We start from the raw sequence: 24,587 nt of genomic DNA, 5'->3' as shown, positions 1-24,587 counted from the left end.
AGTTTATCTTACCTATTTCTAAAAGTCAATAGAGTTAGTATTTGTACAAAATAAAAACGCCCCACGCTGTTAAGCCACTAACTTCTGGCTCAAACGTAAGGCGTTACTTATTTTACTCACTCATTTCCTCAATAAACAAAGAAAGCTCTTTCACTAAATCCCTTTCTAAAGGCGGTGCAATAACTTTTCCACTACTGTCTTTTACAATTTTAATAACTGGTCTCATTGGAAAATCAGGATTCTGCCTAACCACAACCCCAATATCCTTTTGATTTGTAATTATATTAATGCCATTTGGAAACCTAGCCACAGATGAATTAAATGCACTAACTACAACTGGATCAAATTTTTTACCTGATTGAGAGATAATATATTCCACTGCCTCATTACTCTTCATAATACTTCCTGTATTTCCATGTATGAATCTATCAAATTCGTTACATATAGTAACGACCTTTGTTTCAATATCAATTTCATTATATGCCATTTTCAATGGATAACCTGAACCATCATAAAATTCATGATGTGAAAGAATAATATTTTTTGCTTTTTTACTAAGCCAAGTCTCGTTCTCAACATCAGTATATCCAAATACCACATGTTTTTTTATATATGCTACATCCTTTTCCGTATAAGACATTAAACTATTCCATGAATTAATATTTTCTAAGTACATATAGCCAATATCATGAAGAAGACTTCCAATTGCAATATCATCAAGTTGAACTTTGCTTAAGTTCAGTTTCAGCGCAACTAATACAGATAATGCACACACATTTAAACTATGTGTATAAATTGTTTCATGTTTTTGCCTAACTGTCTCTACACCATACAGGACATTTGGCTCTTTTAATACTTCAAAAACTACCTTACTAGCTACTGAAGTCAACTCCCTTAACTCAACATCACCACAATAAGAATATCTTTCATATACACTTTCTATTGTTTCCTGACATTGAGATTTAATACGTTCTTCAATTGTTTTCTGTTCATCTGACTCACGTGAAAATCCATCCTCTATGTACACATAATCAATATTTAACTGTTTTAATTTTTCTATATATTCCTTTTTTAATGTCATGCCGGATACCATTAAAATGGTATCCGTGTTCCCATACACATCCCTTGCTAGGACTTCATTTCCTTTAACTGCATTTATTGATTTTCTTTTCATCTACAACCCTACTTCTACTTACTCCATAAAATTAGTACTATTTACTGCCTCATCTAAAGCCTGCTTTTCTTCTTCTGATAGTGTTATAAAGGATTGGCCCCCAATAATTTCTTTCACATAAGTAAAGCAGCCTTCTCTATTACTATGCATAGAATTAATAATAAATCCATTATTCTGCTCATTAAGTAGGGCTAAAATAAAGCTTAACTTTCCCCCCATATCTTTAAACGCATCATACTTAACAATAGCAGTCTTTCTATAAACTGTTAGCAACACTTCATCTACTTTATCTATTCTTTCATAAAGCGAAGTGATACTGTTATTCATTGCATCTATAGTATCAAGCTTTTCCTTTATTACTCCCTCTAAACTTTTCCCATCAGACCCTTCCAAAAACTTATTTAAACGCTTCTTTTGTTTAGAAATTTTTGCTGCCTGTACTATCTGAATGATAAACATCACAATAATAACCACTGCCATTCCTAGCATGACATATTTTGTATTAATTCCAAACTGTGTTAAGATATCCATTATTTATCTCCTCTGTTTCTTGATAATAATAATTCTGTCAATCGTTCTAAATCTTCTTGTGAATAATACTCCAGCACAATAGAGCCTTTATTCTTATTCCTTTTGGATATAGTCACCTTTGTACCAAGAGATTCTGTAATTTTATCCTCAAGTTCTTTTAGAACTAGTTTTTCAATTTTTTTCTTATCATCAATTTTTTTCTCTGGTTCTACTTTCTTTTCCTTTTGTACATTCTTTACAAGTTTTTCTGTATCTCGTACGCTAAGCTTTTGATCTAGAACCTGCATCGCAAGTTCATTCTGCTTCTTTACATCTGCAACACCTAATAGTGCTCTTGCATGGCCACTAGAAATTAATTCATCAATAAGCATTTGCTGAACATTTTCGCCTAACTTTAATAAACGAAGTGAATTTGTAATTGCTACCCTGCTCTTTGAAACTCGCTCCGCAACTTCATCTTGTTTTAATTCAAATTCTTCAATTAATTTCTTATAAGCATAAGCCTCTTCTATAGGATTCAGGTCTTCTCTCTGAATATTCTCTATAAGAGCAATCTCAATTACTTCTCTTTCCGTATAATTTTTAATAATAGCTGGTACTTTCTTTAGACCTGCCAGACGAGCTGCACGCCATCTTCTTTCCCCTGCAACAATTTCAAACATTTCATTCTTTTTCTGCAGAATAAGTGGCTGAACAATTCCATATTGCTTGATGGATTCCGATAATTCTATTAAACTATCCTCATCAAATCTCCTTCTTGGCTGTTCTCTATTTGGCTCAATTTCATTTATATTGATTAATGTTTCACGTGAAACATCATCCATCTTTATTATATCGGATACCACTTTTTCCCTCTTTGCAGGAATCATCGAGTCTAAGCCTTTTCCCAATCCATGTTTTCCTTTTACTGACATTAGGAATCCTCTCTTTCCATAACTTCTTTTGCCAATTCTCTATAAGCTTCCGCTCCCGCAGACTTAGGTTCATACACATTAATTGGAATTCCATGGCTAGGTGCTTCTGCAAGACGTACATTTCTTGGAATTATAGCTTTATAAATATTCTGGTGCAGATTTTCTTTTACATTTTCAACTACCTGTAAAGACAAATTAGTTCTAGCGTCATACATAGTAAATACAACACCCTCCATCTCTAGTGTAGGATTTAATCTTTCTTTTACTAAATTAATAGTATGGATAAGCTGAGACAAACCTTCCAATGCATAATATTCACATTGAATTGGAACTAAAACAGTATCTGCAGTTGTCATTGCATTTACTGTCAGAATATTAAGAGATGGTGGACAGTCAATAATTACAAAATCAAACTTGTCCTTAATCTTTTCAATTTCTTTCTTTAGAATGTATTCTTTTCCGTCTATATCAATAAGTTCAATTTCCGCTCCCGCTAAATTTACATTTGAAGGAATAATAGACAGCTTTTCATATATGTTTTCAATTATACATTCTTCTAGTAAGCACTCACCTACCATAAGTTCATATACTGTATTTTCAATAGTATACTTATCTATACCAAATCCACTTGTGGTATTTCCTTGGGGATCGATATCTATTACCAGTACCCTTAACCCCTGCTCAGCCAAACATGCAGATAAATTAATAGCTGTAGTTGTTTTTCCAACTCCACCTTTCTGATTTGAAACAGCGATTATACGATTCATTTTATCACCTTTCTAGATTCTTGTTTACCTCAACATTATATCATTTAATATCTAAGATATCTATACTTTAACAAAAGAATCTTAATGTTTCACGTGAAACATTTTATATTTCTACCAGATTATTTTTTATTGCATATACTGCTGCCTGTGTACGGTCAGATACATTTATTTTTCTAAAAATACTTGAAATGTGATTCTTTACTGTTTTTTCGCTAATATTTAAATCATCTGCTATTTCTTTATTATACAAACCACCTACTAGCAACTTAATTATTTCCAGCTCTCTTTTAGTTAATATTTCTACACCTTTTTGTTTTTCAATAAATTTGCTTTGTCTTAACATTGCTGCTATAGCTGGCTGAATATACTTTTCTCCACTTGTTACTACGTTTATTGCCTTAATTAACAGTGCTGAGTCAGCTTCTTTTAGTATGTAGCCATTTGCACCATTTTGTACTGCATCCTGAATAATTGCAAGTTCATTATAAAATGTCAATACAATCACTTTACATTTTATATTAGTTTCTTTTATGCGTTTTAGCACACTTATCCCATCCATCTTTGGCATATTAATATCAAGTATTACGACATCAGGACGCAGTTTGTAAATAGCATCAATACACTCTATTCCATTTCCCACTTCCCCTATTACACATATATTGTCCTCTAACTCAAGTAATTGGCGAATTCCTTCCCTCACCATCATATGATCATCTGCTAGCAGAACACTAATTTGAGCCATTTTTATCACCCTCACCATTAAAAACTTCTGGCACTTCTACCAGTACTATTGTCCCTTCACCCTTACTTGATTGTATTATAAAATTAGCATGTAAAAGCTGAGCTCTCTCTTTCATAATTGATAAACCAAAATGTTCACCTTGCAGATTTCGCTGTCTACCATTCAAGTCAAAACCAATACCATTATCTTTTACACTTATATACACCTTTTTTTTCATACACCTGGCAGTGACACAAATTAAATTTGCTTCAGAATGCTTTACTGCATTCTGGCATGCTTCCTGTACAATTCTTAATAATGTTAAACAATAAATAGTCCTAACATTCTGAAAGCTGCCTTCCACTTCTAATACAAAATTTATATGTGGATATTTAATTTTCATACTTTTTAAGTACTTACTTAAATAAACTTCAAGCTGTGCCTCCTGTGTCAATGTAGGTCGTAAATTATATATGGTATTTCTAACTTCATCCACTATTTTTTTTAAAGAAGCCAGTATTACTTGTAACTCTAATCGAACTCTCGTGATATCCTTATCTAAAAGCTTAGAACAAAGTTCTACCTTATAAGATATTGCTGTTAGATTTTGCACTGTGGAATCGTGTAACTCCCTTGCAATTGCTCCTCTAACCTGCTCTTGTGCCTCTAATATAATAATATTTGATTCCTTTTCTTCCTTATCTGTCTTACGAATAATATCTATTTCTAACAAAGAATCAACATATTCTATAATATTCTTCACAACATCTATTACTTGCTTATCCTCTTTTTCCTGTTGCTTCAACAGTTGCACAGTATCTATTAAAACTTGAACATCTCTTACATTATCACTACTTTCTAAGTAATGTTCCAATTTTTTAATATGTACGCTAATTTTATTTTTTTTTTCTTCATACCTCTTGCTATACCTGATTAGCAAATTCCTAAAACCAGCAATTTTCTCGGATATATCACAAATTTCTTTCATATGTGCCCCCAAAATTTAATATAAAAACATTATATACTAAAATATTGGTAAAGTAAAATAAAATAGTAACTAACATTTTCCAAAGAATTTAACTAAATTATCGAAAATCTAATTGTATCACTTAATATTTTAACATATAATAAGAATAAGGCATCTCAATTTGGAAAGGAGTATAGAATTGAATAGTAAAAAAACATTATCAACAATTTTAAAAACAGTAATTATTACAACATCTGGTCTATATTTAATAAATAAATTTTTACAGGTCAAAGCTACTTCCAAGGAAAGACTATATTCTAGTAATAGCAATTATTATAACTGGAAATTTGGTAATATATATTATACAGTTCACGGCTCTGGCTCTCCAATACTACTAATTCATGATTTAACATGTGAAAGTTCAAGTTATGAGTGGAAACGAGTAGTAAATAAACTAGCAAAGGAACATACTGTATATACAATTGATCTTATTGGATGTGGCCACTCAGACAAGCCTAAGATAACCTATACTAATTATCTATATGTCCAATTAATAACTGACTTTATTAAAAACGTCATTAAACGCAGCACTCATGTCATTGCAACAGGACTCAGCTGTTCCGCTACTGTGATGGCTTGCTATATAGAACCCCAGCAAATACAAAAATTAACTCTTGTAAATCCTTGTAGTCTTCAGGAACTTAGCAAATACCCTGGAAAATGGAATAAACTAATTAAAAAACTTATTGAAATACCAGTTATCGGTTCTGCACTATATAATATGAAACACTCTTTTCTTGGCACAAAACAGAGGTTTGCAGATTTATACTATTGTGATACAAGATATATTGCAAAACATGATATTGAGGCTTATATGGAAGCTTCCCATCTTAATGGCTATTCTGCTAAGTTCTTAATGTCAAGCATAACATCCAAATTCGTAAATATAAATATATCACGTGCCCTAAAACAATTAAATCATGACATTCATATTATTTTAGGAGATGCTCTTCCAAACTGTGAATCTATTAAAAATTGCTACTATGAGTTAAATAATAGTATTGAAATCAATACTATATCTAACACTAAACATCTTCCACAACTAGAAAATCCTGAAGCATTTATTGATTCTATATACTTCTAATGAAGCATAAAAAAAGCTAACTAAAAAGTTAGCTTTTTTTATAGCGGTTCCTTTGCAGGTTTTCCTGCCGTTCTTGGATATGCCTTTGACATTTTATTTTTTTTCTCAATAAATACAAAGTTTCTATGAATATCTGTTTCTGGAAGTTCAAATGCCTGAACTTTATTTAACTTTCCACCAAGCTTAAAAAATGCATTTTTTCCTCTCTCTAACTCTTCTTTCAAATTACCAGCTTTATAAGCAATAAACATTCCCCCCACCTTTACTAGAGGAAGACAATATTCACTTAATGTAGATAAATTAGCAACTGCCCTTGACACACAAAGGTCAAAACTCTCACGATACTCTACGCTGCGTCCGATATCTTCTGCCCTTCCATGAATTGCTGTGATCTTTTCCAGACACAAAGCTTCAATTACTTCATTTAAAAACTTCACTCTTTTATTTAAGGAATCAATTAATACTATTTCTAAATCCGGAAATGCAATCTTAAGAGGAATTCCTGGAAATCCTGCACCAGTTCCAAGATCAGCAACTCTTTGATCTGTTAAATTATAAAACTGCTTTAATGATAAACTATCTACGAAGTGTTTCAAAATAACTTCTTTCCATTCTGTTATAGCAGTCAAATTCATTACTTCATTTTTTTTTATCAGCATTTCATAATACTGGATAAACTGCTCAAATTGCTTTTGACTCAAATCAACCTGAATCTGTTCTAAAAGCTCTTTTAAATATGATAAATCCATCATTTTTCCTCTCTACTTTTTTCTCCTATACTGCTCTAAATAAACCAGTAAAACTGAGATGTCTGCTGGCGAAACCCCTGATATTCTAGATGCCTGTCCAACAGAAACTGGTCTTATCTGTGATAGTTTTTGTTTTGCTTCAATTCTTAGACTATTTACCTTATTATAATCAATGTCCTCAGGTAATCTCTTATTCTCAAGTTTTTTATACTGTTCAACCTGTCTAAGCTGTCTTTTAATATAACCCTCGTACTTAATATTTATTGTTACTTGATCGGTAACTTCTTTAGGTAAATTTTCTCTCTTTTTATCTATATTCTTAATACTTTCATAATCAAGTTCTGGTCTTTTAATTAGTTCAGCCAAAGTAGTACCTGAGTTTAAAGGAGTACTGTTGTGCTTTTCTAATTCTGCATTAACCGTTTCCGAAGAACCAACTGTTGTATTTTTTAAACGTTCCATTTCCTCCTGAATCATTCTCTTTTTTTCTTGCAAATGATCATACCTTGCTTGATCGATCAAGCCAATCTGATACCCTATTTCAGTTAATCTCATGTCAGCATTGTCCTGTCTTAAAATCAAACGATACTCTGCTCTGGAAGTCATCATACGGTATGGCTCATGTGTTTCCTTAGTAACAAGGTCATCGATCAAAACTCCAATGTATGCTTCGGATCGATCAAGAATTAACTGATCTCTTCCTAGCAGCTTAAGACTTGCATTAATTCCAGCAATTAAACCTTGAGCTGCCGCTTCCTCATAACCTGAGCTGCCATTAAACTGCCCACCACTAAACAAACCACTGATCTTTTTAAACTCAAGTGTTGGCTTTAACTGCATAGGATTTATACAATCATATTCAATTGCATATGCATTTCTAACAATTTTAGCGTTTTCTAATCCTTTTACTGATCGATACATCTGGTACTGTACATCCTCTGGCAAAGATGAAGACATTCCTCCAATATACATTTCATTTGTATAATTGCCCTCAGGTTCAATAAATACCTGATGTCTATTTTTGTCGGCAAAACGCACTACCTTATCCTCTATGGAAGGACAATAACGTGGACCAGTTCCTTGTATATTTCCTGAATATAATGGTGATCGATCAAGATTATTCATAATAATCTCATGGGTTTTTTCATTTGTATAAGTCAACCAACAAGATATTTGATCCTTTTTAATATCTTCTGGTGTATTGGTAAAGGAAAATGGCACAACTTCTTTATCTCCCTTTTGCTCTTCCATAACACTAAAATCAATTGATCTTCGATCAATTCGAGCTGGAGTACCTGTTTTAAAGCGATATAATTCAATTCCAAGATCACGAAGTGAATCTGATAAATGATTTGCTGCTGACAATCCATTTGGTCCTGTATAGTTACTTACATCTCCGTATACACATCTAGCCTTTAAATATACACCAGTACATAATATAGCTGCTCTACATCTATATATAGCCCCTGAAAACAGCTCCACACCTGCTATTTGTTTGTTTTCAACTAAAAGCTTACATACTTCTCCTTGCCGAACTGTCAAATTTTCAGTATTTTCAAGTACTTGACGCATTTCTCTTGTATAATCCTGTTTATCAGCCTGTGCACGTAGTGAATGAACTGCAGGACCCTTTGATTTATTAAGCATTTTTGACTGAATATATGTCTTATCTATATTCTTTCCCATTTCGCCACCTAAGGCGTCAATTTCCTTTACTAAATGACCTTTTGAACTTCCCCCTACATTTGGATTACAAGGCATTAGTGCTATACTATCGACACTTACAGTAAAAACTATTGTATTAAGTCCAAGTCTTGCACAGGCGAGTGCTGCTTCACACCCGGCATGTCCTGCCCCAACAACTACTACATCGTAACTTTCATACTCATACGACATCTCTTTCGTCTCCTTTTTACTATTATTTTCCCATACAAAACTCTTTAAATATTGTATTAATCAAATCTTCACCAACTGATTCCCCAATAATTTCTCCTAATTTTTCATATGCACTCATAAGATCAATGCTTAAGAAATCTTCAGGCATTCCATCTTCTATAGACTGAAGTACTTGATTTAAACTCTTAACCGCATCTGATAATGCTTCCTTATGTCTTGCATTTGTTATATAAACCTGATCATTGAAACTTAAATCTCCTTGGAAAAACATTTCTTTTATGCATTTTCTTACTTCCTCTAAACCTTCTTCACACTTAGCAGAAATTGCAAATACTGGCTTATTGATCAATTGTCTTACTTCACTCTCTTTTACAACCTGAGTAAGATCTGTTTTATTTAATAAAATAATAGCATTTTTATTCTTGATCTTTTCCATAATGGATCGATCATTTTCATTTAATTCTCTAGAACCATCCATTACATAAAGAACAAGATCAGCCCTATCAATGTACTCTATTGCCTTTTCAACACCTATTTTCTCTACTACATTCTCCGTATCCCTAATACCCGCTGTATCAATGATATTTAGACATACACCATCTATTTGAATTGATTCCTCAATAATATCCCTAGTTGTTCCTTCTATATTTGTTACTATTGCCTTTTCTGAGCCTACTAATAAATTTAATAATGATGATTTCCCTGCATTGGGTTTCCCCACAATCACAGTCTGAATTCCTTCTCTGACAAATCTTCCGTTATCCGCTGTATTCAGTAACTTATTCAGTTCCTTTACTTGATCGATCAATCTTGATTTTAACTCATCTTGATAACTCCCAAACTCATAATGTTCAGGATCATCCAATACTGCCTCTATAAATGCTACATCTAAAATCAGCTGTTTACGTATGCTTACAACCTTATCATGAATATTTCCTTTTAACTGGTTTACTGAACTTTTTAAAGCATAATCACTTTTTGCATTAATCAAATCCATAACTGCTTCTGCCTGGCTAAGATCAATCCTGCCATTTAAAAAAGCTCTTTTTGTAAATTCACCAGGTTCTGCTGATCTTGCTCCATTTTTTAAACATAACTCCAAGATTTTCTTTGTTACCAAAACACCGCCATGGCAATTAATTTCTACAACATCTTCTGCCGTATAGCTGTTTGGTCCCTTAAAAACACTAACTAGTACTTCATCAATTAACATGCCCTGGTCTTCGATATTTCCTAAGTGAATTGTATGCGAATCATACTCTTTGATTCTTCTATTTCCTCCCTTAGTTATATATATTTTATCTACAACGTCTAGTGCCTCGCTGCCACTAACTCGAATAATTGAAATACCTCCATTGCTTACTGCCGTTGCAATTGCTGCAATTGTTTCTGTTTTCATACGAATCCTTTCTATCTTGTAACATAAACCATCTTTCTGTTAATATCCTATTAGCAAAAAGAAAAAAACGAAAGCATAACAGAGTCACTACTCCATAATACTTTCGCTTTTATTCTGGCCCTGCGTTTATAACTAGATGTTACTGTTTTTATGTTCAGGTTTATAATTTTTCTTATATCCTGAGTTACTATTATTATGATAATTCCGGTTATAGTGTCTATTATGATCTCGATTATTGTTCTTTAATGTAACAACAACTCTTCGGTAAGGTTCTTCCCCTTCGCTATGAGTATCTACAAATTTATCATACTGTAACGCAGAATGAATAATTCTTCTTTCATACGGATTCATTGGTTCCAAAGAAACAGAATGCTTACTTCTTTTCACCTTATATGCAATATTCTTTGCCAGATTTTCAAGAGTCTCTTTTCTGCGTTCTCTATAATTTTCAGTGTCTAATTTAACCTTTACATAAACTGAACTTTCTTTATTTACAACTAGACTAGTTAAGTACTGCAAAGAATCTAAAGTTTGCCCTCTTTTTCCTATTAAGACACCCATATCTTCTCCAACAATATCAATATCTAATTGATTTCCATCTTTAAGTTCCACTTTAATTTCCGCACTAATATGCATTTCACTTAAAACTTTTGTTAAAAACGCCTTTGCAGCCTCTATAATACTTGCACCATCAGCATTGAAATCAAAAACTGCAGATGCCACATTTATCTCTTCTTTAACTTGAGGTTTTTCTGCAGCCACCTCAGCCTTTTCTTCCTGCTTCATTTTAACACGTATTCTTGCAGGCCTGCTAAATAACCCAAGTACACCTTTACTTTCCTTTTCAATAACTTCCCAGTCAACCTTGTCACTTGTTGCTTCCATTGCAATAAGTGCTTCAGTCAAAGCATCGTCGACATTTTTACCTGTAAATTCAACCCAATCCATTTGAAATCCCCCTTGCTCTATTCCTTTTTACCACCTAGCATATTTGCAATCGAACTAATACTATTTGGATCATAAGTTACACTACCCTTTTTATAATCCTTAACCTCGTTTGAGCTGCTTATTTTTTTATTACTTGTCTTTACAGCATCCGCAAAATCTCTAGCTGTATTTACTTTAGCTGGCTTCTGGTTTGCATACTGCTGTAAAGCCTGTTCGGAACTTATCCCCCTACGTTCCCTCTTTCTCTGTGCCTTTTCCCTGTTTTTTTCAATTAACTCATCAATATCCAGCTTTTCAAAATACTTATTAAAGAAAAACTGCTGAATAATTCTGAATACAGAACCTGCAACCCAGTACAAACCAACACCTATTGGAAGGAATAATCCCATAATACCAGAAACAATAGGCATTGTTACATTCATTGATTTCATGGTAGCTGCAGCTGGATTATCAGAATCAATAGAATTATTTACAGTCATAAGCTTAGTACTTATCATCTGTGTTACAACTGCCAAAATCGGAATAATTACAGAAATAGAACGTAAGGATGGTGTTGAAGTAATATCCATTCCTAAGAAACTATTTACATGCTGTATACTCACATAATGACTATTAATCTGTGAAGTTATATCTGGAAAATCCTTTGCAAGACTTGTCCACTGGTCAGGATTAAGTTTTGCTAATATATCAATGATATAATTAACAGAATTTTCATTTGATGCAGAAAGTGCCTGTGCTATATTTCCCCAGCTTTTTGTAGACAACTGTACATGCTTTAAGTAATCCTGTAAAACATCTACATATCCATTAGAACCTTGAATTAAAACAGCTACTTCCTTATATAGTGAATTTACACTATCTACATATGCAGGTATATTATAAATAACCCTGTATAAAGCAAAAAGTATTGGCATTGTTATAAGTAAAGGCAGACACCCACTCATCATATTTGTGCCATACTTTTCATATACTGCTCTTGTCTCAGCCTGTTGTGCTAACATCGACTGCTGATCCTGTTTGCCCTTATACTTTTTCTGAATTGCATTCAGTTCAGGGGCCATACGTGATTGAAGCTTTGAGCTTTTCTGCTGTTTCATTGTTAACGGAATCATAAGACCATTTACAATAAATGTCATTAATACAATTGTCCATGCAGAACTTTGTATATGAAATAATTCTAAAAACTTATATAATGCATTTATTACAAAACCCAACAGAATAGCAAATGGTCCTATAATCTTGCCTTGATCTTGTGTTAGGAATAACTTGACCAATGTTTATCCTCCTTTAAGCTACGAATAAATTATTTATACTTAAAATGTTTTTCCCTCTACGGCAAGGGATCAAACCCTCCCCAGTGAAACGGATTACATCTTAGTATTCTTCTTATTGCTAAATAGCTGCCTTTTATAGCACCATATTTTTCAACTGCCTGAAGCGCATACTGGGAACATGTAGGTATGAATCTGCAACAGCTTCCACGTTTCATCGGAGATATATATTTTCGGTAAAACTTTATCATCAGTATAATTATTTTTTTCAAAACCATATCTTCATCAGCTCTTTACATTTTAATTTTATGAAGACTGCTTAAGTGCATAAACGCACCGCTGATTTCATTATATCCTTTTCCATTTGCAGAATTTCTTGCAATAACTACTATATCAAATCCGGTTTTCAAATGTTGTTTATTTAACCGATAACTTTCTCTTATCAATCTTGTAACTCTGTGCCTTACAACACTATTACCAACTTTTTTACTAACGGATATTCCTATTCTATTACCTTTTAAACCATTATTAATTATATACATCACTAAGTACTTATTAGCATAAGACTTTCCAGTTTTATATACCTTTTGAAAGTCTGCATTTTTTTTTAATGATTCTGACAATTTCAAAATCTCCTATCTGCAAAATAGAAGAAAAGGCCACATAACTGCGACCTATGCGGATAATTGCTTTCTTCCTTTTGCTCTTCTTCTAGCTAAGACTTTACGTCCGTTAGAACTGCTCATTCTAGCTCTAAAACCATGAACTTTAGATCTAGATCTTTTTTTAGGTTGGAATGTCATTTTCATGCTAAAACACCTCCTCAATTTATTTACTACTACAAAAAATAGTAGGCGTATTTCTTCTATTATAATAAAAATACCAAACATAATTATATTATCATTGCTACATTTCGTCAAGTAATTTATTTCTTAGTATCATTTTGTCTACCTATTTTTCCTTTCAAAGTGGATAAGACTTATATAATGCACACAATAATAACATTTTTAAACCAAATTAACTTCTTTCACATTTATATTTTAAAAAGTTATCCACAAAATGTTGATAAATTGTTGATAACTTTTGTATCTCATGTTAAAATCTTAAATACGCCTATCGTAAAGGCTTTATTTTTTGCGTATTTTGACTTATGTTTAAAGTCTGTATTTTATATTAACATATATGTTTGCAATTTTGATGCTTTTGTGTATAACCTAGGCTTTACATGTTGGTTTTAGTCCACGCAGCCATGCTTTATAAAGTTTAATTTACAGGTTATCCAATTTATCCACCGCATGTGGAAATGTATCATTGAAAAAAATAAGAAAATGATATAAGATATATGTATGTATGTTTTTTTATTAATGGGAGGTTACAATGGAAGGCATAATTCGTGAAAAATGGGACGAAATACTTGAATATCTAAAAGTTGAACATGGAATTACAGATGTCTCCTTTAGAACTTGGTTACAGGCACTAGAAGTATATTCAGTTGTTGACCATCTTATCACTATATCTATTAATGATGGTAAAATTGGCGATAGCCGCAAATATATCATCAACAAGTTTGGTGTACCATTACAAGTATCAATTGAAGAGATTATTGGTGAAAGTTTTGAAATAAAGTTTGAACTTGCTAGTCAATTAAAACATAGACAAGATGTAACCCCTTCACCACAGGCCAGTAAACAGGCTTATGAAGATGATAGTAAATACTCTTTTTTAAATCCTAGATATACTTTTGATACCTTTGTTGTTGGTAATAACAACAGCCTAGCACACGCAGCTTCCCTTGCTGTTGCAGAAGCTCCTGCTGAGGTTTACAATCCATTGTTTATTTATGGTGGTGTGGGATTAGGAAAAACCCACTTAATGCATTCAATTGCACACTATATTTTGGAACAAAATCCATCTGCCAAGGTACTATACGTTACCAGTGAGACTTTTACTAATGAATTAATTGAAGCAATTCGTAATCGTGCAGATACAACATCTGTAGCAGAGTTTCGTAAAAAGTATAGAAACATTGACGTTCTGCTTATTGATGATATTCAGTTTATAATAGGAAAAGAAAGTACACAGGAAGAGTTTTTCCACACATTTAATGCACTTCATGAGTCAAAGAAGCAGATTATTATATCAAGTGATAAACCGCCAAAAGAGTTTGAAACCCTTGAAGAACGTCTAAGATCAAGGTTTGAGTGGGGGCTTCCTGTAGATATCCAGTCTCCTGACTATGAAACAAGGATGGCTATTTTAAAGAAAAAGGAAGAACTCGATGGATTATCTATTGATAATGAAGTATTGAAATATATTGCAACAAATATTAAGTCTAATATTCGTGAACTTGAGGGAGCACTAACTAAAATCGTAGCCCTAAGCAGATTAAAAAATAAAGAAGTCGATGTTGTTTTAGCGGAAGAAGCCCTAAAGGATCTAATTTCTCCTAATAACAAAAGAGACATTACAGTCGAACTAATTACTGACATTATCGCTGATCACTTTGGAATTCAGTCATCAGATATTATTTCCAGTAAGAAGAGTCGTAATATAGCATATCCTAGACAGATCTGCATGTATCTCTGCCGTGAGCATACAGAATTATCTCTTAAGGATATAGGAAAAAAATTAGGAAACCGAGATCATACAACGATCTTACATGGTATTATGAAGATTCAAAATGATCTTGAGTCAGATATCTCCTTACAGAATACAGTTGAAATACTAAAGAAGAAAATTAATCCTCAATAGGCTGTGCATAACTATGTTATTTTGTTGTTAATATCAGTTTTTAAATTTGTTTTTGTGGATTTATACACATCTGGTTCACATGCAAATCTGATGTTTTCAAACGGGTTATTCAAGCCAGATTTTCTTTGTATCAGGGGCTTAAGAGTACTTATTAACATCTTAACATCCCCTAATACGACTACTGCTGAAAATTATATATATATATTTATATAGAACTGCTTGAAAGGAGTTATCAACAACATGAAAATATTATGTAATAAAACAGATCTTTTAAATAGTGTTAATATTGCATTGAGAGCTGTTCCATCCAAAACTACAATGTCTATTTTAGAATGTATTGTAATTCAGGCTGAAAATGAACGCATTAAACTTACAGCTAATGACATGGAACTTGCTATTGATTCTTTTGTAAAAGGAGATGTACTAGAAGCAGGAAAGGCAGCTATTGATGCAAAAATCTTTTCTGAAATTATCCGTAAGCTTCCTGATAATGAAGTTTCCATTACCGTTAATGATAACTATGAAATGACAATTGTATGTGAAAAGGCTAAGTTTAAATTATCAGGAAAGCCTTGTGATGAATTTCCTAGTCTTCCTCTCATTGAACGAAATGCATGTGTTAAACTTTCACAATTTACTCTTAAAGAAGTAATTAGACAGACAGTATTTTCAATTGCTGACAGTGAAACAAACAAAATTATGACAGGTGAATTATTTGAAATAAGCCAAGATGAATTAAAGGTAGTATCTCTTGATGGACATCGTATTTCCATTAGAAAGATTAAATTAAAGGAAAGTTATAATCCTGTTAAAATCATTGTTCCAGGAAAAACATTAAATGAAATAAGCAAAGTTATTCCTAGCGATATAGACAAAGAAGTATTTTTATATTTTACAGATAAGCATATAGTATGTGAATTCGATCAGACAACAGTTGTATCACGTTTGATCGAAGGTGAATACTACAAGATAGATCAAATGCTCTCAAATGATTATGAAACAAAGATCAAAATTAATAAAAAAGAATTTTTAAGCTGTATTGATCGTGCAAATCTTCTAGTAAAGGAATCTGAGAAAAAGCCAATAGTAATTAATATTGCTGACGATCAGATTGAATTAAGTATGACATCTTCATTAGGTTCAATGAAGGAAGAAATCTCAGTTGTAAAAGAAGGAAAGGATATTCTGATTGGTTTTAACCCTAAGTTTCTTATGGATGCATTAAGAGTGGTAGATGATGAAGAAGTAGATATTTATTTATTCAATCCAAAAGCACCTTGTTTTATTAAAGACAAAGAAGAAAGCTATATTTATTTGATCTTACCAGTGAATTTTAATGCAGGAGTGAACTAAAATGGAGACAGTAACTATAAAAAATGAATTTATTAAATTAGGCCAGGCTCTTAAGTTGGCTGGTTTAGTAAGTAACGGTGTGGATGCTAAATTTGTAATACAGGATGGAAAAGTCCTGTTAAATGGAGAAGTTGAGACACGCCGTGGGAAAAAAGTATACAGTGGTGATGTAATTGAGTTTAACGGTTCCCAGGTGAAAATAGTAAATGAATAAAAAATATAGGTGTGATGAATGTTTGTTAAATCACTAGAGTTATGTAATTTTAGAAATTATACAGACTTAAATATTGAGTTTTCGAGTGGTGTAAATATACTGTATGGAGATAATGCACAGGGAAAAACGAATATATTAGAGGCAATATATATAGGTGGAACAACAAAGTCTCATAAGGGAAGCAAGGATAAAGAACTTATTATGATGGAAAAGCCGGAAGCTCACATTAGGCTTTTAGTAGATAGAAAAGGATTTACCCATAAAGTTGACATGCACTTAAAAAGAAATAAATCAAAGGGAATCGCCATTGATGGCATACCAATCAAAAAGTCCTCTGAGTTAATAGGGCTTGCCCATATGGTCTTTTTTTCTCCAGAGGATTTATCCATTATAAAAAATGGTCCTGGCGAAAGAAGACGTTTTATTGATATGGAGCTGTGTCAGTTAGATAAACTATACTTACACAACTTAATAAAATATAATAAAGTATTGAATCAAAGAAATCATTTATTAAAGCAGATTGGTTTGAATCAGAATTTAATGGATACACTTTCAGTATGGGATGCACAATTAGTAGAATATGGAAAAATGATCGTTAGACGCAGAAATGAGTTTGTAAATCAATTAAATGAAATTATATTTGATATACACAAAAAGTTGTCAGGTAATAAAGAAGAACTTTTTATCGAGTATGTCCCCAATATTAGTTCGGATATGTTTGAAACTAAGCTCATACAAGCGAGGAGCAAGGATGTTATAACCAAGAATACAAGCGTAGGCCCACATAGGGATGATATCCAGTTTTTAATTAAGGGAATTGATCTAAGAAAGTTTGGTTCGCAAGGGCAGCAGAGGACAGCAGCTCTCTCTGTGAAACTTGCTGAGATAGAAATGGTAAAAAAAATAATAGGCGAAAGGCCAGTTCTTTTATTAGATGATGTTCTTTCTGAGTTAGATAGAAATAGACAGAATTATTTATTAGATAGTATTAAAGATATACAAACCATAGTTACATGTACGGGGCTTGAGGAGTTCGTAAACAATCGTATGATTATGGATCAAATATATGAAGTTGTAAATGGAACAGTCTTAAACAAAAAATAGGAGGATGTATATGAGTACAGAATACGGTGCTGACCAGATTCAGATTTTAGAAGGTCTTGAGGCAGTAAGAAAGAGACCAGGAATGTATATCGGAAGCACGTCCGCAAAAGGGTTGCACCATCTTGTTTATGAAATTGTTGACAATGCAGTAGATGAAGCATTGGCTGGCTTTTGTGACAACATAGAGGTAACGATTAATGAGGATAATTCCATTACTGTAATTGATAATGGCAGAGGAATTCCAGTTGGAATAAACCATAAAGCGGGATTGCCAGCTGTTGAGGTTGTTTTTACGATTTTGCATGCAGGTGGAAAGTTTGGCGGTGGAGGATATAAGGTATCTGGAGGTTTACACGGGGTAGGTGCTTCAGTTGTAAATGCACTGTCAGAATGGTTAGAAGTTACTATCCATAAGGATGGAAAAATGTATAACCAGCGATATGAAAGAGGAAAAGTAATGTATCCTCTAAAGGTAATCGGTGATACAGACCATGTAGGTACTTGTGTTACATTCTTGCCAGACAAAGAAATATTTGAAGAAACTATTTTTGACTATGAGGTGCTTAGGCAGAGACTGCGTGAAATGGCTTTTCTTACTAAAGGGTTAAAAATCGCTTTAATAGATAAGCGGCTTGAGGAGCCAAAAGTAAGGGAGTTTTATGCTGAAGGCGGTATAAAGGAATACGTTGAGTATCTTAACCGGCATAAAGATCCGCTATATGAAAATATTATGTATTTTGAAGGGGAGAAAAATGACGTTTATGTAGAAGTTGCACTTCAGCATAACAGCTCATATAACGAGAACTGTTATAGTTTTGTTAATAATATTACGACACCAGAGGGTGGTACTCATCTGGTTGGTTTCAAAAATGCACTTACTAAAACATTTAATGATTATGCAAGAGGTCAAAAATTCTTAAAGGATAACGAGGCAAATCTTTCAGGTGAAGATATTAGAGAAGGATTAACAGCTATTATTAGTATAAAGATCGGTGAACCGCAGTTTGAGGGACAGACAAAGCAAAAGCTAGGAAATAGTGAAGCACGTGGTGCTGTTGAAAGTGTTGTTTCAGAGCAGTTAAAGTATTTCTTAGAACAAAATCCACTTGTTGCAAAGTTAATTTGTGAAAAAGCAATTTTGGCACAAAGAGCAAGGGATGCTGCTAGAAGGGCTAGAGACTTAACGAGAAGAAAGACTGCACTGGATGGCATGAGTTTACCAGGTAAATTAGCAGACTGCTCTGACAAGAATCCTGAAAACTGTGAAATTTACATTGTCGAAGGGGATTCTGCTGGTGGAAGTGCTAAGACAGCAAGATCAAGAGCAACGCAGGCAATTCTTCCGCTAAGAGGAAAAATTCTAAATGTTGAGAAGTCAAGGCTGGATAAAATATTAGCTAATGCAGAAATACGTGCAATGATAACAGCATTCGGAACGGGAATTTCAGAGGATTTTGATATTTCAAAGTTAAGGTATCATAAAATTATTATTATGACTGATGCCGACGTAGATGGTGCACATATTAGTACGCTGCTATTAACATTTTTCTACCGCTTTATGCCAGAATTAATTAAACACGGATATGTTTACTTAGCACAGCCACCACTATATAAAATTGAAAAAGCAAAGAATGTTTATTATGCATACAGTGATGATGAATTAAACCAGATACTAACTGAGATTGGGCGAGATGGAAGCAACAAAATCCAGCGATACAAAGGATTAGGAGAAATGGATGCAGAACAGCTATGGGATACAACTATGGATCCTGAAAAGCGTATATTGCTAAAAGTTGTTTATGATCCAAAATACGAAAATGATCAGGAGTACGAAAAAGTTCTAGATAATACTTTTGATACTCTTATGGGAGATAAAGTAGAGCCAAGACGTGAATTTATTGAGGCAAATGCTAAATTTGTTAGAAACTTAGACATCTAATATATTTTAGTTCGAGCTATTAATTCATAAAAATGGAGGAAGTTACATGGACGAAAATATTTTTGACAAGGTTCATGATGTCATACTGCATGAAACAATGCAGACATCCTATATAGATTACGCAATGTCAGTTATTGCATCAAGAGCCTTACCAGATGTAAGAGACGGTTTAAAGCCGGTACAAAGACGTATTTTATATGCAATGATTGAGTTAAATAATGGACCGGATAAGCCACATCGTAAATGTGCACGTATTGTTGGTGATACAATGGGTAAATATCACCCTCATGGCGACAGTTCTATTTATGGTGCATTAGTAAATTTAGCTCAGGACTGGTCTACAAGATATCCTCTTGTAGATGGTCATGGCAACTTTGGCTCTGTTGATGGTGATGGTGCGGCCGCTATGCGTTATACAGAGGCACGTTTAAGTAAAATCTCTATGGAGATGTTATCAGACATTAACAAAAATACAGTAGATTTTATACCAAACTTTGATGAGACAGAAAAAGAACCAGTTGTACTGCCAGCACGTTACCCAAATCTTCTGGTAAATGGTACATCAGGTATTGCAGTAGGTATGGCAACTAATATACCACCTCATAACCTAAAGGAAGTAATAAATGCTGTAATTAAAATTATAGATAACAATGTATTAGAGGACAGGAAGACAGAAATAGAGGAAATTCTCCAGATTATTAAGGGACCAGATTTTCCAACAGGTGCTGCAATTCTTGGAACAAGAGGGATTGAAGAAGCGTATAGGACTGGCAGAGGAAAAATTAGAGTTCGTGCTGTGACAGATATTGAAGCTATGGCAAATGGAAAAAACCGTATTGTCGTTACAGAGCTGCCATATATGGTTAATAAGGCAAGACTAATTGAAAAAATTGCAGAATTGCACAGAGATAAAAAAATAGATGGTATTACAGAATTACGTGATGAATCAGATAGACAGGGAATGCGTATATGTATAGAACTCAGAAGAGACGTAAATCCTAATGTAATTCTTAACCAGCTGTATAAACATACTCAGTTACAAGATACTTTTGGTGTAATTATGCTAGCATTAGTAAATAATGAGCCAGTTGTAATGAACATTTTGCAAATGCTGGAGTATTATTTACTTCACCAAGAAGAAGTTGTAACAAGAAGAACACAGTATGACTTAAATAAGGCTCAGGAAAGAGCACATATATTAAAAGGATTGTTAATCGCATTAGATCATATTGATGAAGTAATAAGCATTATCCGATCTTCAAGAAATACTACAGTTGCTAAAGAACGTCTGATTGAACGATTCCAGTTAGACGAGGTTCAGGCACAGGCAATTGTTGATATGCGTCTTAGAGCATTAACGGGATTAGAAAGAGAAAAATTAGAAGGCGAGTACGCTGAGTTAATGAAAAAGATTGCAGAGTATCAGGCTATTTTGGGAGATAAAAAGAAGCTGCTGGGAGTAATTAAAAAAGAAATTACAATTATTCGTGATAAATATGGTGATGAACGTAGAACATCTATAGGATATGATGAGTTTGATATTTCTATGGAAGACCTGATTCCTAAAAAAAATACCTTAATTGCTATGACAAGCTTAGGATATATTAAACGTATGACTACAGATAACTTTAAGAGCCAGAATCGTGGTGGTAAAGGCATAAAAGGTATGCAGACTATCGAAGAAGATTACATTGAAGATCTGTTTATGACTACAACACACCATATGATACTATTCTTTACCAATAAAGGACGGGTTTATAAGCTGAAAGCATATGAAATTCCAGAAGCAAGCAGGACTGCCAGAGGAACTGCAATTGTAAACTTGCTACAGCTTATGCCGGAAGAAAAGGTTACTGCAGTTATTACACTGAGAGAATATCGGGAAGATAAATATTTATTTATGGCGACGAGAAGTGGAATTGTAAAAAAGACTTCTGTAAAAGAGTATGCCAATATTCGAAAGACAGGTCTTCAGGCAATTAATCTTCGTGATGACGATGAATTAATCGAAGTGAAAGAAACTGACCATTCGAAGGATATTATCTTAGTTACTAAGCTAGGACAATGTATAAGATTTCACGAAACCGATGTACGGCCAACAGGAAGAACTTCTATGGGTGTAATTGGCATGAACTTGTCTTACGGAGATGAGATCATAGGTATGCAGTTGAATACGCAAGGAACGCATCTTCTGCTTGTATCCGAAAATGGTATGGGCAAGAGAACACTTCTTACGGAGTTTGAATCCCAGCATAGAGGCGGTAAGGGAGTTAAGTGTTACAAAATCACAGAAAAAACAGGAGATGTTGTAGGCGTTAAAGCAGTAAATGAAGAGAATGAAATTATGATGATTACAACGGAAGGTATTATTATTCAGTTACCAGTATCACAAATTTCAGAGATTGGAAGAATTACATCAGGTGTTAAACTTATGAACTTAGACAATACAAAAGATATTAAAGTTGCAAGTATTGCAAAGGTTAGGGAAAAAGAAGTAATACTTGATGAATCAGATATTGTTGAGACAGCTGAACTTCCAAAGCTAAAGGCAGCAGGATTAGAAGAAGAAACAGAGAAGTAAAATTAAGAAAAAAATACACTTATGTTCTCATTGGGAGGGTATAGGTGTATTTCTTATATAAAATAAAAATGAAAGGTGTAATCATGAGAATAGTAAGTGCAACAGAAATAACTAAAAATATTAAGGAAATGTGTATTGAAGCAAATATTGTACTTTCCAGTGATGTAAAGGAGAAAATTTGCAAATCAGCAAAAAATGAAAGTTCGGTTTTAGGAAAGCAGATCTTAGAGACATTAGAAGAAAACATGGAAATAGCTGAAAAAGAACAGATACCTATATGCCAGGATACAGGAATGACCGTTGTATTTGTAAAAATAGGACAGGAAGTACATATTGATGGTGGTTTTATTGGTGATGCAATTAATCAGGGAATAAGAGAAGGATATCAGGAAGGTTATTTAAGAAAATCTGTGGTTAAGGATCCAATAGTAAGAGTAAATACAAAAGATAATACGCCTGGAGTTATACACTACGAAATAGTAAAAGGAGACAAAATTGAAATAACAGTAGCACCTAAGGGATTTGGAAGCGAAAATATGAGTAGAATATGCATGTTAAAACCAGCCGATGGTATAGAGGGGGTAAAACAAGCAGTTATCGAAACCGTAAAATTAGCAGGACCAAATGCATGTCCACCTATGGTTGTAGGTGTTGGAATAGGGGGAACTTTTGAAAAGTGTGCTTTCTTAGCAAAAAAAGCGTTAGCAAGAAATTTAAATGAGACTTCAGAAATTTCATATGTACAAGAACTGGAAAAAGAACTCTTAGAAAAAATAAATCAGCTTAAAATTGGGCCAGCTGGTTTAGGGGGAAGTACAACTGTATTAGGTGTTAATGTAGAAACATACCCAACACATATAGCAGGGCTTCCTGTTGCAATTAACATTTGCTGTCATGTAAACAGACACTCCACAAGAGTAATTTAAGAAGGAAAAGGAGATATTTCATGCGTAAAAATATAATAACACCACTAAATGAAGAAAAAATTAAAACACTAAATGCAGGAGACTTTGTATTTATAACAGGAACTGTTTATACGGCAAGGGATGCTGCACATGAACGTTTATATACAGCAATAAAAAAGGGGAAAGAGATACCTTTTAATTTGGAAAATAATATTATTTATTATCTGGGACCTACACCTGCAAAGCCAGGTCAAGTTATTGGGTCGGCTGGTCCAACAACAAGCAGTCGAATGGATAAGTATACCCCCTTGCTCTTAAGTAAGGGTTTAAAAGGCATGATAGGAAAGGGCAAGCGAAGTGAGGATGTAATAGATGCTATGAAAGAAAATAATGCAGTGTACTTCGCTGCAATTGGTGGTGCTGGAGCATTGCTTTCTAAGTGTATAAAAGAATCAGAAGTAATCGCATATGATGATCTTGGTACAGAAGCTATCAGAAAATTAAGAGTTGAGAAGCTTCCTGTTATTGTTGTTATAGACAGTAAGGGGAATAACATGTACGAGCAGTAAAAGTGGAGTATATATGCGTCAGAGTAAGTATTTATGACAAAAAGAAAAAAACATTAAAAAGTTAAAAAAAAGTGTTGACATAGAGATACACTGTTGTTATAATAAATCTTGCGTTTGACGCATTAACTAAATAAATGAATAAATAATTCAGTTAGTTCGGAGAAGTACTCAAGTGGCTGAAGAGGTGCCCCTGCTAAGGGTATAGGTCGTTTACGCGGCGCGAGGGTTCAAATCCCTCCTTCTCCGTTATCTTTTTTGGTTTATTAAGAAGTGAAAAAACTTATAAAAAAGATAAAAAAAGTTATTGACAAATAACAAAACATTGTTTATAATAACAAAGCGCTTAGTAAGCGTTAAGAACTTTGATAATTAAATAGTAAAACAACCTTGAAAATTCAGAGAATAAATCTGTTCCAAGACTCTGGTTTTGGAATGCGAACAGCATCTGAGAAGATGCACCTGTATAGTAAATGAATTCTGGAAACAAAAAGCCAAGCTTTTCGTTCTGGAAGGATGCAGACTTTTATTGAGAGTTTGATCCTGGCTCAGGATGAACGCTGGCGGCGTGCCTAACACATGCAAGTCGAACGAAGCACCTGGATGGATTCTTTCGGGAGGAAGTTCTTGTGACTGAGTGGCGGACGGGTGAGTAACGCGTGGGCAACCTGCCTCATACAGGGGGATAACAGC

At 33.5% G+C, this 24,587-nt stretch carries 23 protein-coding genes, 1 tRNA gene and 1 rRNA gene; 11 read left to right on the top strand and 14 right to left on the bottom strand.

The window, feature by feature from the left end; all coding sequences use genetic code 11:
• Positions 1–112 precede the first annotated feature (112 nt).
• The 6 genes from BMY85_RS13035 to BMY85_RS13010 all read right to left on the bottom strand — a co-directional run bounded on the left by BMY85_RS13035 (position 113) and on the right by BMY85_RS13010 (position 5,095).
• Complete coding sequence (locus BMY85_RS13035) at positions 113–1,174, bottom strand: HD-GYP domain-containing protein (RefSeq protein WP_092478708.1); 1,062 nt, start codon at positions 1,172–1,174, stop codon at positions 113–115.
• Positions 1,175–1,192: 18 nt separating this feature from the next.
• The gene (locus BMY85_RS13030; protein ID WP_092478707.1) at positions 1,193–1,705 is read right to left on the bottom strand and encodes a DUF4446 family protein; all 513 of its coding nucleotides are present in this window, start codon (positions 1,703–1,705) and stop codon (positions 1,193–1,195) included.
• Positions 1,705–2,619 (bottom strand): ParB/RepB/Spo0J family partition protein, encoded by a 915-nt coding sequence (locus BMY85_RS13025; RefSeq protein WP_092478706.1) that lies wholly within the window; start codon positions 2,617–2,619, stop codon positions 1,705–1,707. Before BMY85_RS13025 ends, BMY85_RS13030 begins: the two co-directional genes overlap by 1 nt.
• Entirely contained in the window at positions 2,619–3,386 is a 768-nt protein-coding gene (locus BMY85_RS13020; protein WP_092478705.1) for a ParA family protein, read from the bottom strand. The genes BMY85_RS13025 and BMY85_RS13020 overlap by 1 nt, the downstream gene beginning before the upstream one ends.
• Before the next feature lie 103 nt (positions 3,387–3,489).
• On the bottom strand, positions 3,490–4,128 hold the full coding sequence (locus tag BMY85_RS13015) for a response regulator (protein ID WP_092478704.1): 639 nt from the start codon (positions 4,126–4,128) through the stop codon (positions 3,490–3,492).
• On the bottom strand, positions 4,115–5,095 hold the full coding sequence (locus BMY85_RS13010) for a sensor histidine kinase (protein WP_092478703.1): 981 nt from the start codon (positions 5,093–5,095) through the stop codon (positions 4,115–4,117). The genes BMY85_RS13015 and BMY85_RS13010 overlap by 14 nt, the downstream gene beginning before the upstream one ends.
• Positions 5,096–5,273: 178 nt before the next feature.
• On the opposite strand from BMY85_RS13010, the gene BMY85_RS13005 reads away from it, so the two are divergent.
• Positions 5,274–6,218: an alpha/beta fold hydrolase gene (locus tag BMY85_RS13005; RefSeq protein ID WP_092478702.1), complete on the top strand. Its 945-nt coding sequence runs from the start codon at positions 5,274–5,276 to the stop codon at positions 6,216–6,218.
• A gap of 38 nt (positions 6,219–6,256) precedes the next feature.
• Here BMY85_RS13005 and rsmG read toward each other — a convergent pair whose 3' ends face one another.
• The 8 genes from rsmG to rpmH form a co-directional block, all read right to left on the bottom strand.
• Entirely contained in the window at positions 6,257–6,967 is a 711-nt protein-coding gene (gene rsmG, locus BMY85_RS13000; protein WP_092478701.1) for a 16S rRNA (guanine(527)-N(7))-methyltransferase RsmG, read from the bottom strand.
• Positions 6,968–6,979: 12 nt separating this feature from the next.
• Complete coding sequence (mnmG, locus tag BMY85_RS12995) at positions 6,980–8,863, bottom strand: tRNA uridine-5-carboxymethylaminomethyl(34) synthesis enzyme MnmG (protein ID WP_092478700.1); 1,884 nt, start codon at positions 8,861–8,863, stop codon at positions 6,980–6,982.
• Between the two features lie 22 nt (positions 8,864–8,885).
• On the bottom strand, positions 8,886–10,262 hold the full coding sequence (gene mnmE / locus BMY85_RS12990; protein WP_092478699.1) for a tRNA uridine-5-carboxymethylaminomethyl(34) synthesis GTPase MnmE: 1,377 nt from the start codon (positions 10,260–10,262) through the stop codon (positions 8,886–8,888).
• A gap of 132 nt (positions 10,263–10,394) precedes the next feature.
• The gene (jag, locus tag BMY85_RS12985) at positions 10,395–11,210 is read right to left on the bottom strand and encodes an RNA-binding cell elongation regulator Jag/EloR (RefSeq protein WP_092478698.1); all 816 of its coding nucleotides are present in this window, start codon (positions 11,208–11,210) and stop codon (positions 10,395–10,397) included.
• A gap of 17 nt (positions 11,211–11,227) precedes the next feature.
• Complete coding sequence (locus BMY85_RS12980; RefSeq protein ID WP_092478697.1) at positions 11,228–12,484, bottom strand: YidC/Oxa1 family membrane protein insertase; 1,257 nt, start codon at positions 12,482–12,484, stop codon at positions 11,228–11,230.
• A gap of 56 nt (positions 12,485–12,540) precedes the next feature.
• On the bottom strand, positions 12,541–12,759 hold the full coding sequence (gene yidD, locus BMY85_RS12975) for a membrane protein insertion efficiency factor YidD (RefSeq protein WP_177180792.1): 219 nt from the start codon (positions 12,757–12,759) through the stop codon (positions 12,541–12,543).
• Positions 12,760–12,774: 15 nt separating this feature from the next.
• Positions 12,775–13,110: a ribonuclease P protein component gene (rnpA, locus tag BMY85_RS12970; RefSeq protein WP_092478696.1), complete on the bottom strand. Its 336-nt coding sequence runs from the start codon at positions 13,108–13,110 to the stop codon at positions 12,775–12,777.
• A 45-nt stretch (positions 13,111–13,155) separates the two neighbouring features.
• Complete coding sequence (gene rpmH, locus BMY85_RS12965; protein ID WP_092478695.1) at positions 13,156–13,290, bottom strand: 50S ribosomal protein L34; 135 nt, start codon at positions 13,288–13,290, stop codon at positions 13,156–13,158.
• 568 nt (positions 13,291–13,858) lie between these two features.
• On the opposite strand from rpmH, the gene dnaA reads away from it, so the two are divergent.
• From dnaA to BMY85_RS12915, 10 genes are all read left to right on the top strand, one after another.
• Complete coding sequence (gene dnaA / locus BMY85_RS12960) at positions 13,859–15,232, top strand: chromosomal replication initiator protein DnaA (RefSeq protein ID WP_092478694.1); 1,374 nt, start codon at positions 13,859–13,861, stop codon at positions 15,230–15,232.
• Between the two features lie 240 nt (positions 15,233–15,472).
• Entirely contained in the window at positions 15,473–16,585 is a 1,113-nt protein-coding gene (gene dnaN, locus BMY85_RS12955) for a DNA polymerase III subunit beta (protein WP_092478693.1), read from the top strand.
• A 1-nt stretch (position 16,586) separates the two neighbouring features.
• Positions 16,587–16,799: an RNA-binding S4 domain-containing protein gene (locus BMY85_RS12950; RefSeq protein WP_092478692.1), complete on the top strand. Its 213-nt coding sequence runs from the start codon at positions 16,587–16,589 to the stop codon at positions 16,797–16,799.
• Between the two features lie 18 nt (positions 16,800–16,817).
• Positions 16,818–17,903: a DNA replication/repair protein RecF gene (gene recF / locus BMY85_RS12945; protein ID WP_092478691.1), complete on the top strand. Its 1,086-nt coding sequence runs from the start codon at positions 16,818–16,820 to the stop codon at positions 17,901–17,903.
• A gap of 10 nt (positions 17,904–17,913) precedes the next feature.
• Entirely contained in the window at positions 17,914–19,842 is a 1,929-nt protein-coding gene (gene gyrB / locus BMY85_RS12940; protein ID WP_092478690.1) for a DNA topoisomerase (ATP-hydrolyzing) subunit B, read from the top strand.
• 46 nt (positions 19,843–19,888) lie between these two features.
• Positions 19,889–22,423, top strand: coding sequence for a DNA gyrase subunit A (gene gyrA, locus BMY85_RS12935; RefSeq protein WP_092478689.1), 2,535 nt, complete (start codon positions 19,889–19,891; stop codon positions 22,421–22,423).
• Between the two features lie 83 nt (positions 22,424–22,506).
• Complete coding sequence (locus BMY85_RS12930; RefSeq protein ID WP_092478721.1) at positions 22,507–23,349, top strand: fumarate hydratase; 843 nt, start codon at positions 22,507–22,509, stop codon at positions 23,347–23,349.
• 20 nt (positions 23,350–23,369) lie between these two features.
• Positions 23,370–23,897 carry a Fe-S-containing hydro-lyase gene (locus tag BMY85_RS12925; protein WP_092478688.1) on the top strand — a complete coding sequence of 176 codons (528 nt, stop codon included), beginning with the start codon at positions 23,370–23,372 and terminating at the stop codon, positions 23,895–23,897.
• Positions 23,898–24,055: 158 nt separating this feature from the next.
• Positions 24,056–24,143: transfer RNA gene (locus BMY85_RS12920), tRNA-Ser, on the top strand.
• A gap of 276 nt (positions 24,144–24,419) precedes the next feature.
• Positions 24,420–24,587: ribosomal RNA gene (locus tag BMY85_RS12915) — 16S ribosomal RNA — on the top strand; the annotation flags it as partial.

Source organism: [Clostridium] polysaccharolyticum (genome assembly GCF_900111595.1).
In the GTDB taxonomy this organism is placed as follows: Bacteria; Bacillota; Clostridia; order Lachnospirales; family Lachnospiraceae; genus Clostridium_AI; species Clostridium_AI polysaccharolyticum.
This window is presented reverse-complemented; position numbering and strand designations above follow the sequence as displayed.

Coding starts and splice junctions, on each gene's coding strand:
- rsmG (WP_092478701.1), bottom strand. CDS start 6,967: ATGGATTTATCATATTTAAAAGAGCTTTTAGAACAGATTCAGGTTGAT.
- gyrA (WP_092478689.1), top strand. CDS start 19,889: ATGGACGAAAATATTTTTGACAAGGTTCATGATGTCATACTGCATGAA.
- BMY85_RS12925 (WP_092478688.1), top strand. CDS start 23,370: ATGCGTAAAAATATAATAACACCACTAAATGAAGAAAAAATTAAAACA.
- BMY85_RS13035 (WP_092478708.1), bottom strand. CDS start 1,174: ATGAAAAGAAAATCAATAAATGCAGTTAAAGGAAATGAAGTCCTAGCA.
- mnmG (WP_092478700.1), bottom strand. CDS start 8,863: ATGTCGTATGAGTATGAAAGTTACGATGTAGTAGTTGTTGGGGCAGGA.
- BMY85_RS12950 (WP_092478692.1), top strand. CDS start 16,587: ATGGAGACAGTAACTATAAAAAATGAATTTATTAAATTAGGCCAGGCT.
- gyrB (WP_092478690.1), top strand. CDS start 17,914: ATGAGTACAGAATACGGTGCTGACCAGATTCAGATTTTAGAAGGTCTT.
- yidD (WP_177180792.1), bottom strand. CDS start 12,759: ATGGTTTTGAAAAAAATAATTATACTGATGATAAAGTTTTACCGAAAA.
- BMY85_RS13030 (WP_092478707.1), bottom strand. CDS start 1,705: ATGGATATCTTAACACAGTTTGGAATTAATACAAAATATGTCATGCTA.
- recF (WP_092478691.1), top strand. CDS start 16,818: ATGTTTGTTAAATCACTAGAGTTATGTAATTTTAGAAATTATACAGAC.
- BMY85_RS13015 (WP_092478704.1), bottom strand. CDS start 4,128: ATGGCTCAAATTAGTGTTCTGCTAGCAGATGATCATATGATGGTGAGG.
- mnmE (WP_092478699.1), bottom strand. CDS start 10,262: ATGAAAACAGAAACAATTGCAGCAATTGCAACGGCAGTAAGCAATGGA.
- BMY85_RS13010 (WP_092478703.1), bottom strand. CDS start 5,095: ATGAAAGAAATTTGTGATATATCCGAGAAAATTGCTGGTTTTAGGAAT.
- BMY85_RS12930 (WP_092478721.1), top strand. CDS start 22,507: ATGAGAATAGTAAGTGCAACAGAAATAACTAAAAATATTAAGGAAATG.
- dnaN (WP_092478693.1), top strand. CDS start 15,473: ATGAAAATATTATGTAATAAAACAGATCTTTTAAATAGTGTTAATATT.
- BMY85_RS13025 (WP_092478706.1), bottom strand. CDS start 2,619: ATGTCAGTAAAAGGAAAACATGGATTGGGAAAAGGCTTAGACTCGATG.
- dnaA (WP_092478694.1), top strand. CDS start 13,859: ATGGAAGGCATAATTCGTGAAAAATGGGACGAAATACTTGAATATCTA.
- jag (WP_092478698.1), bottom strand. CDS start 11,210: ATGGATTGGGTTGAATTTACAGGTAAAAATGTCGACGATGCTTTGACT.
- rpmH (WP_092478695.1), bottom strand. CDS start 13,290: ATGAAAATGACATTCCAACCTAAAAAAAGATCTAGATCTAAAGTTCAT.
- BMY85_RS13020 (WP_092478705.1), bottom strand. CDS start 3,386: ATGAATCGTATAATCGCTGTTTCAAATCAGAAAGGTGGAGTTGGAAAA.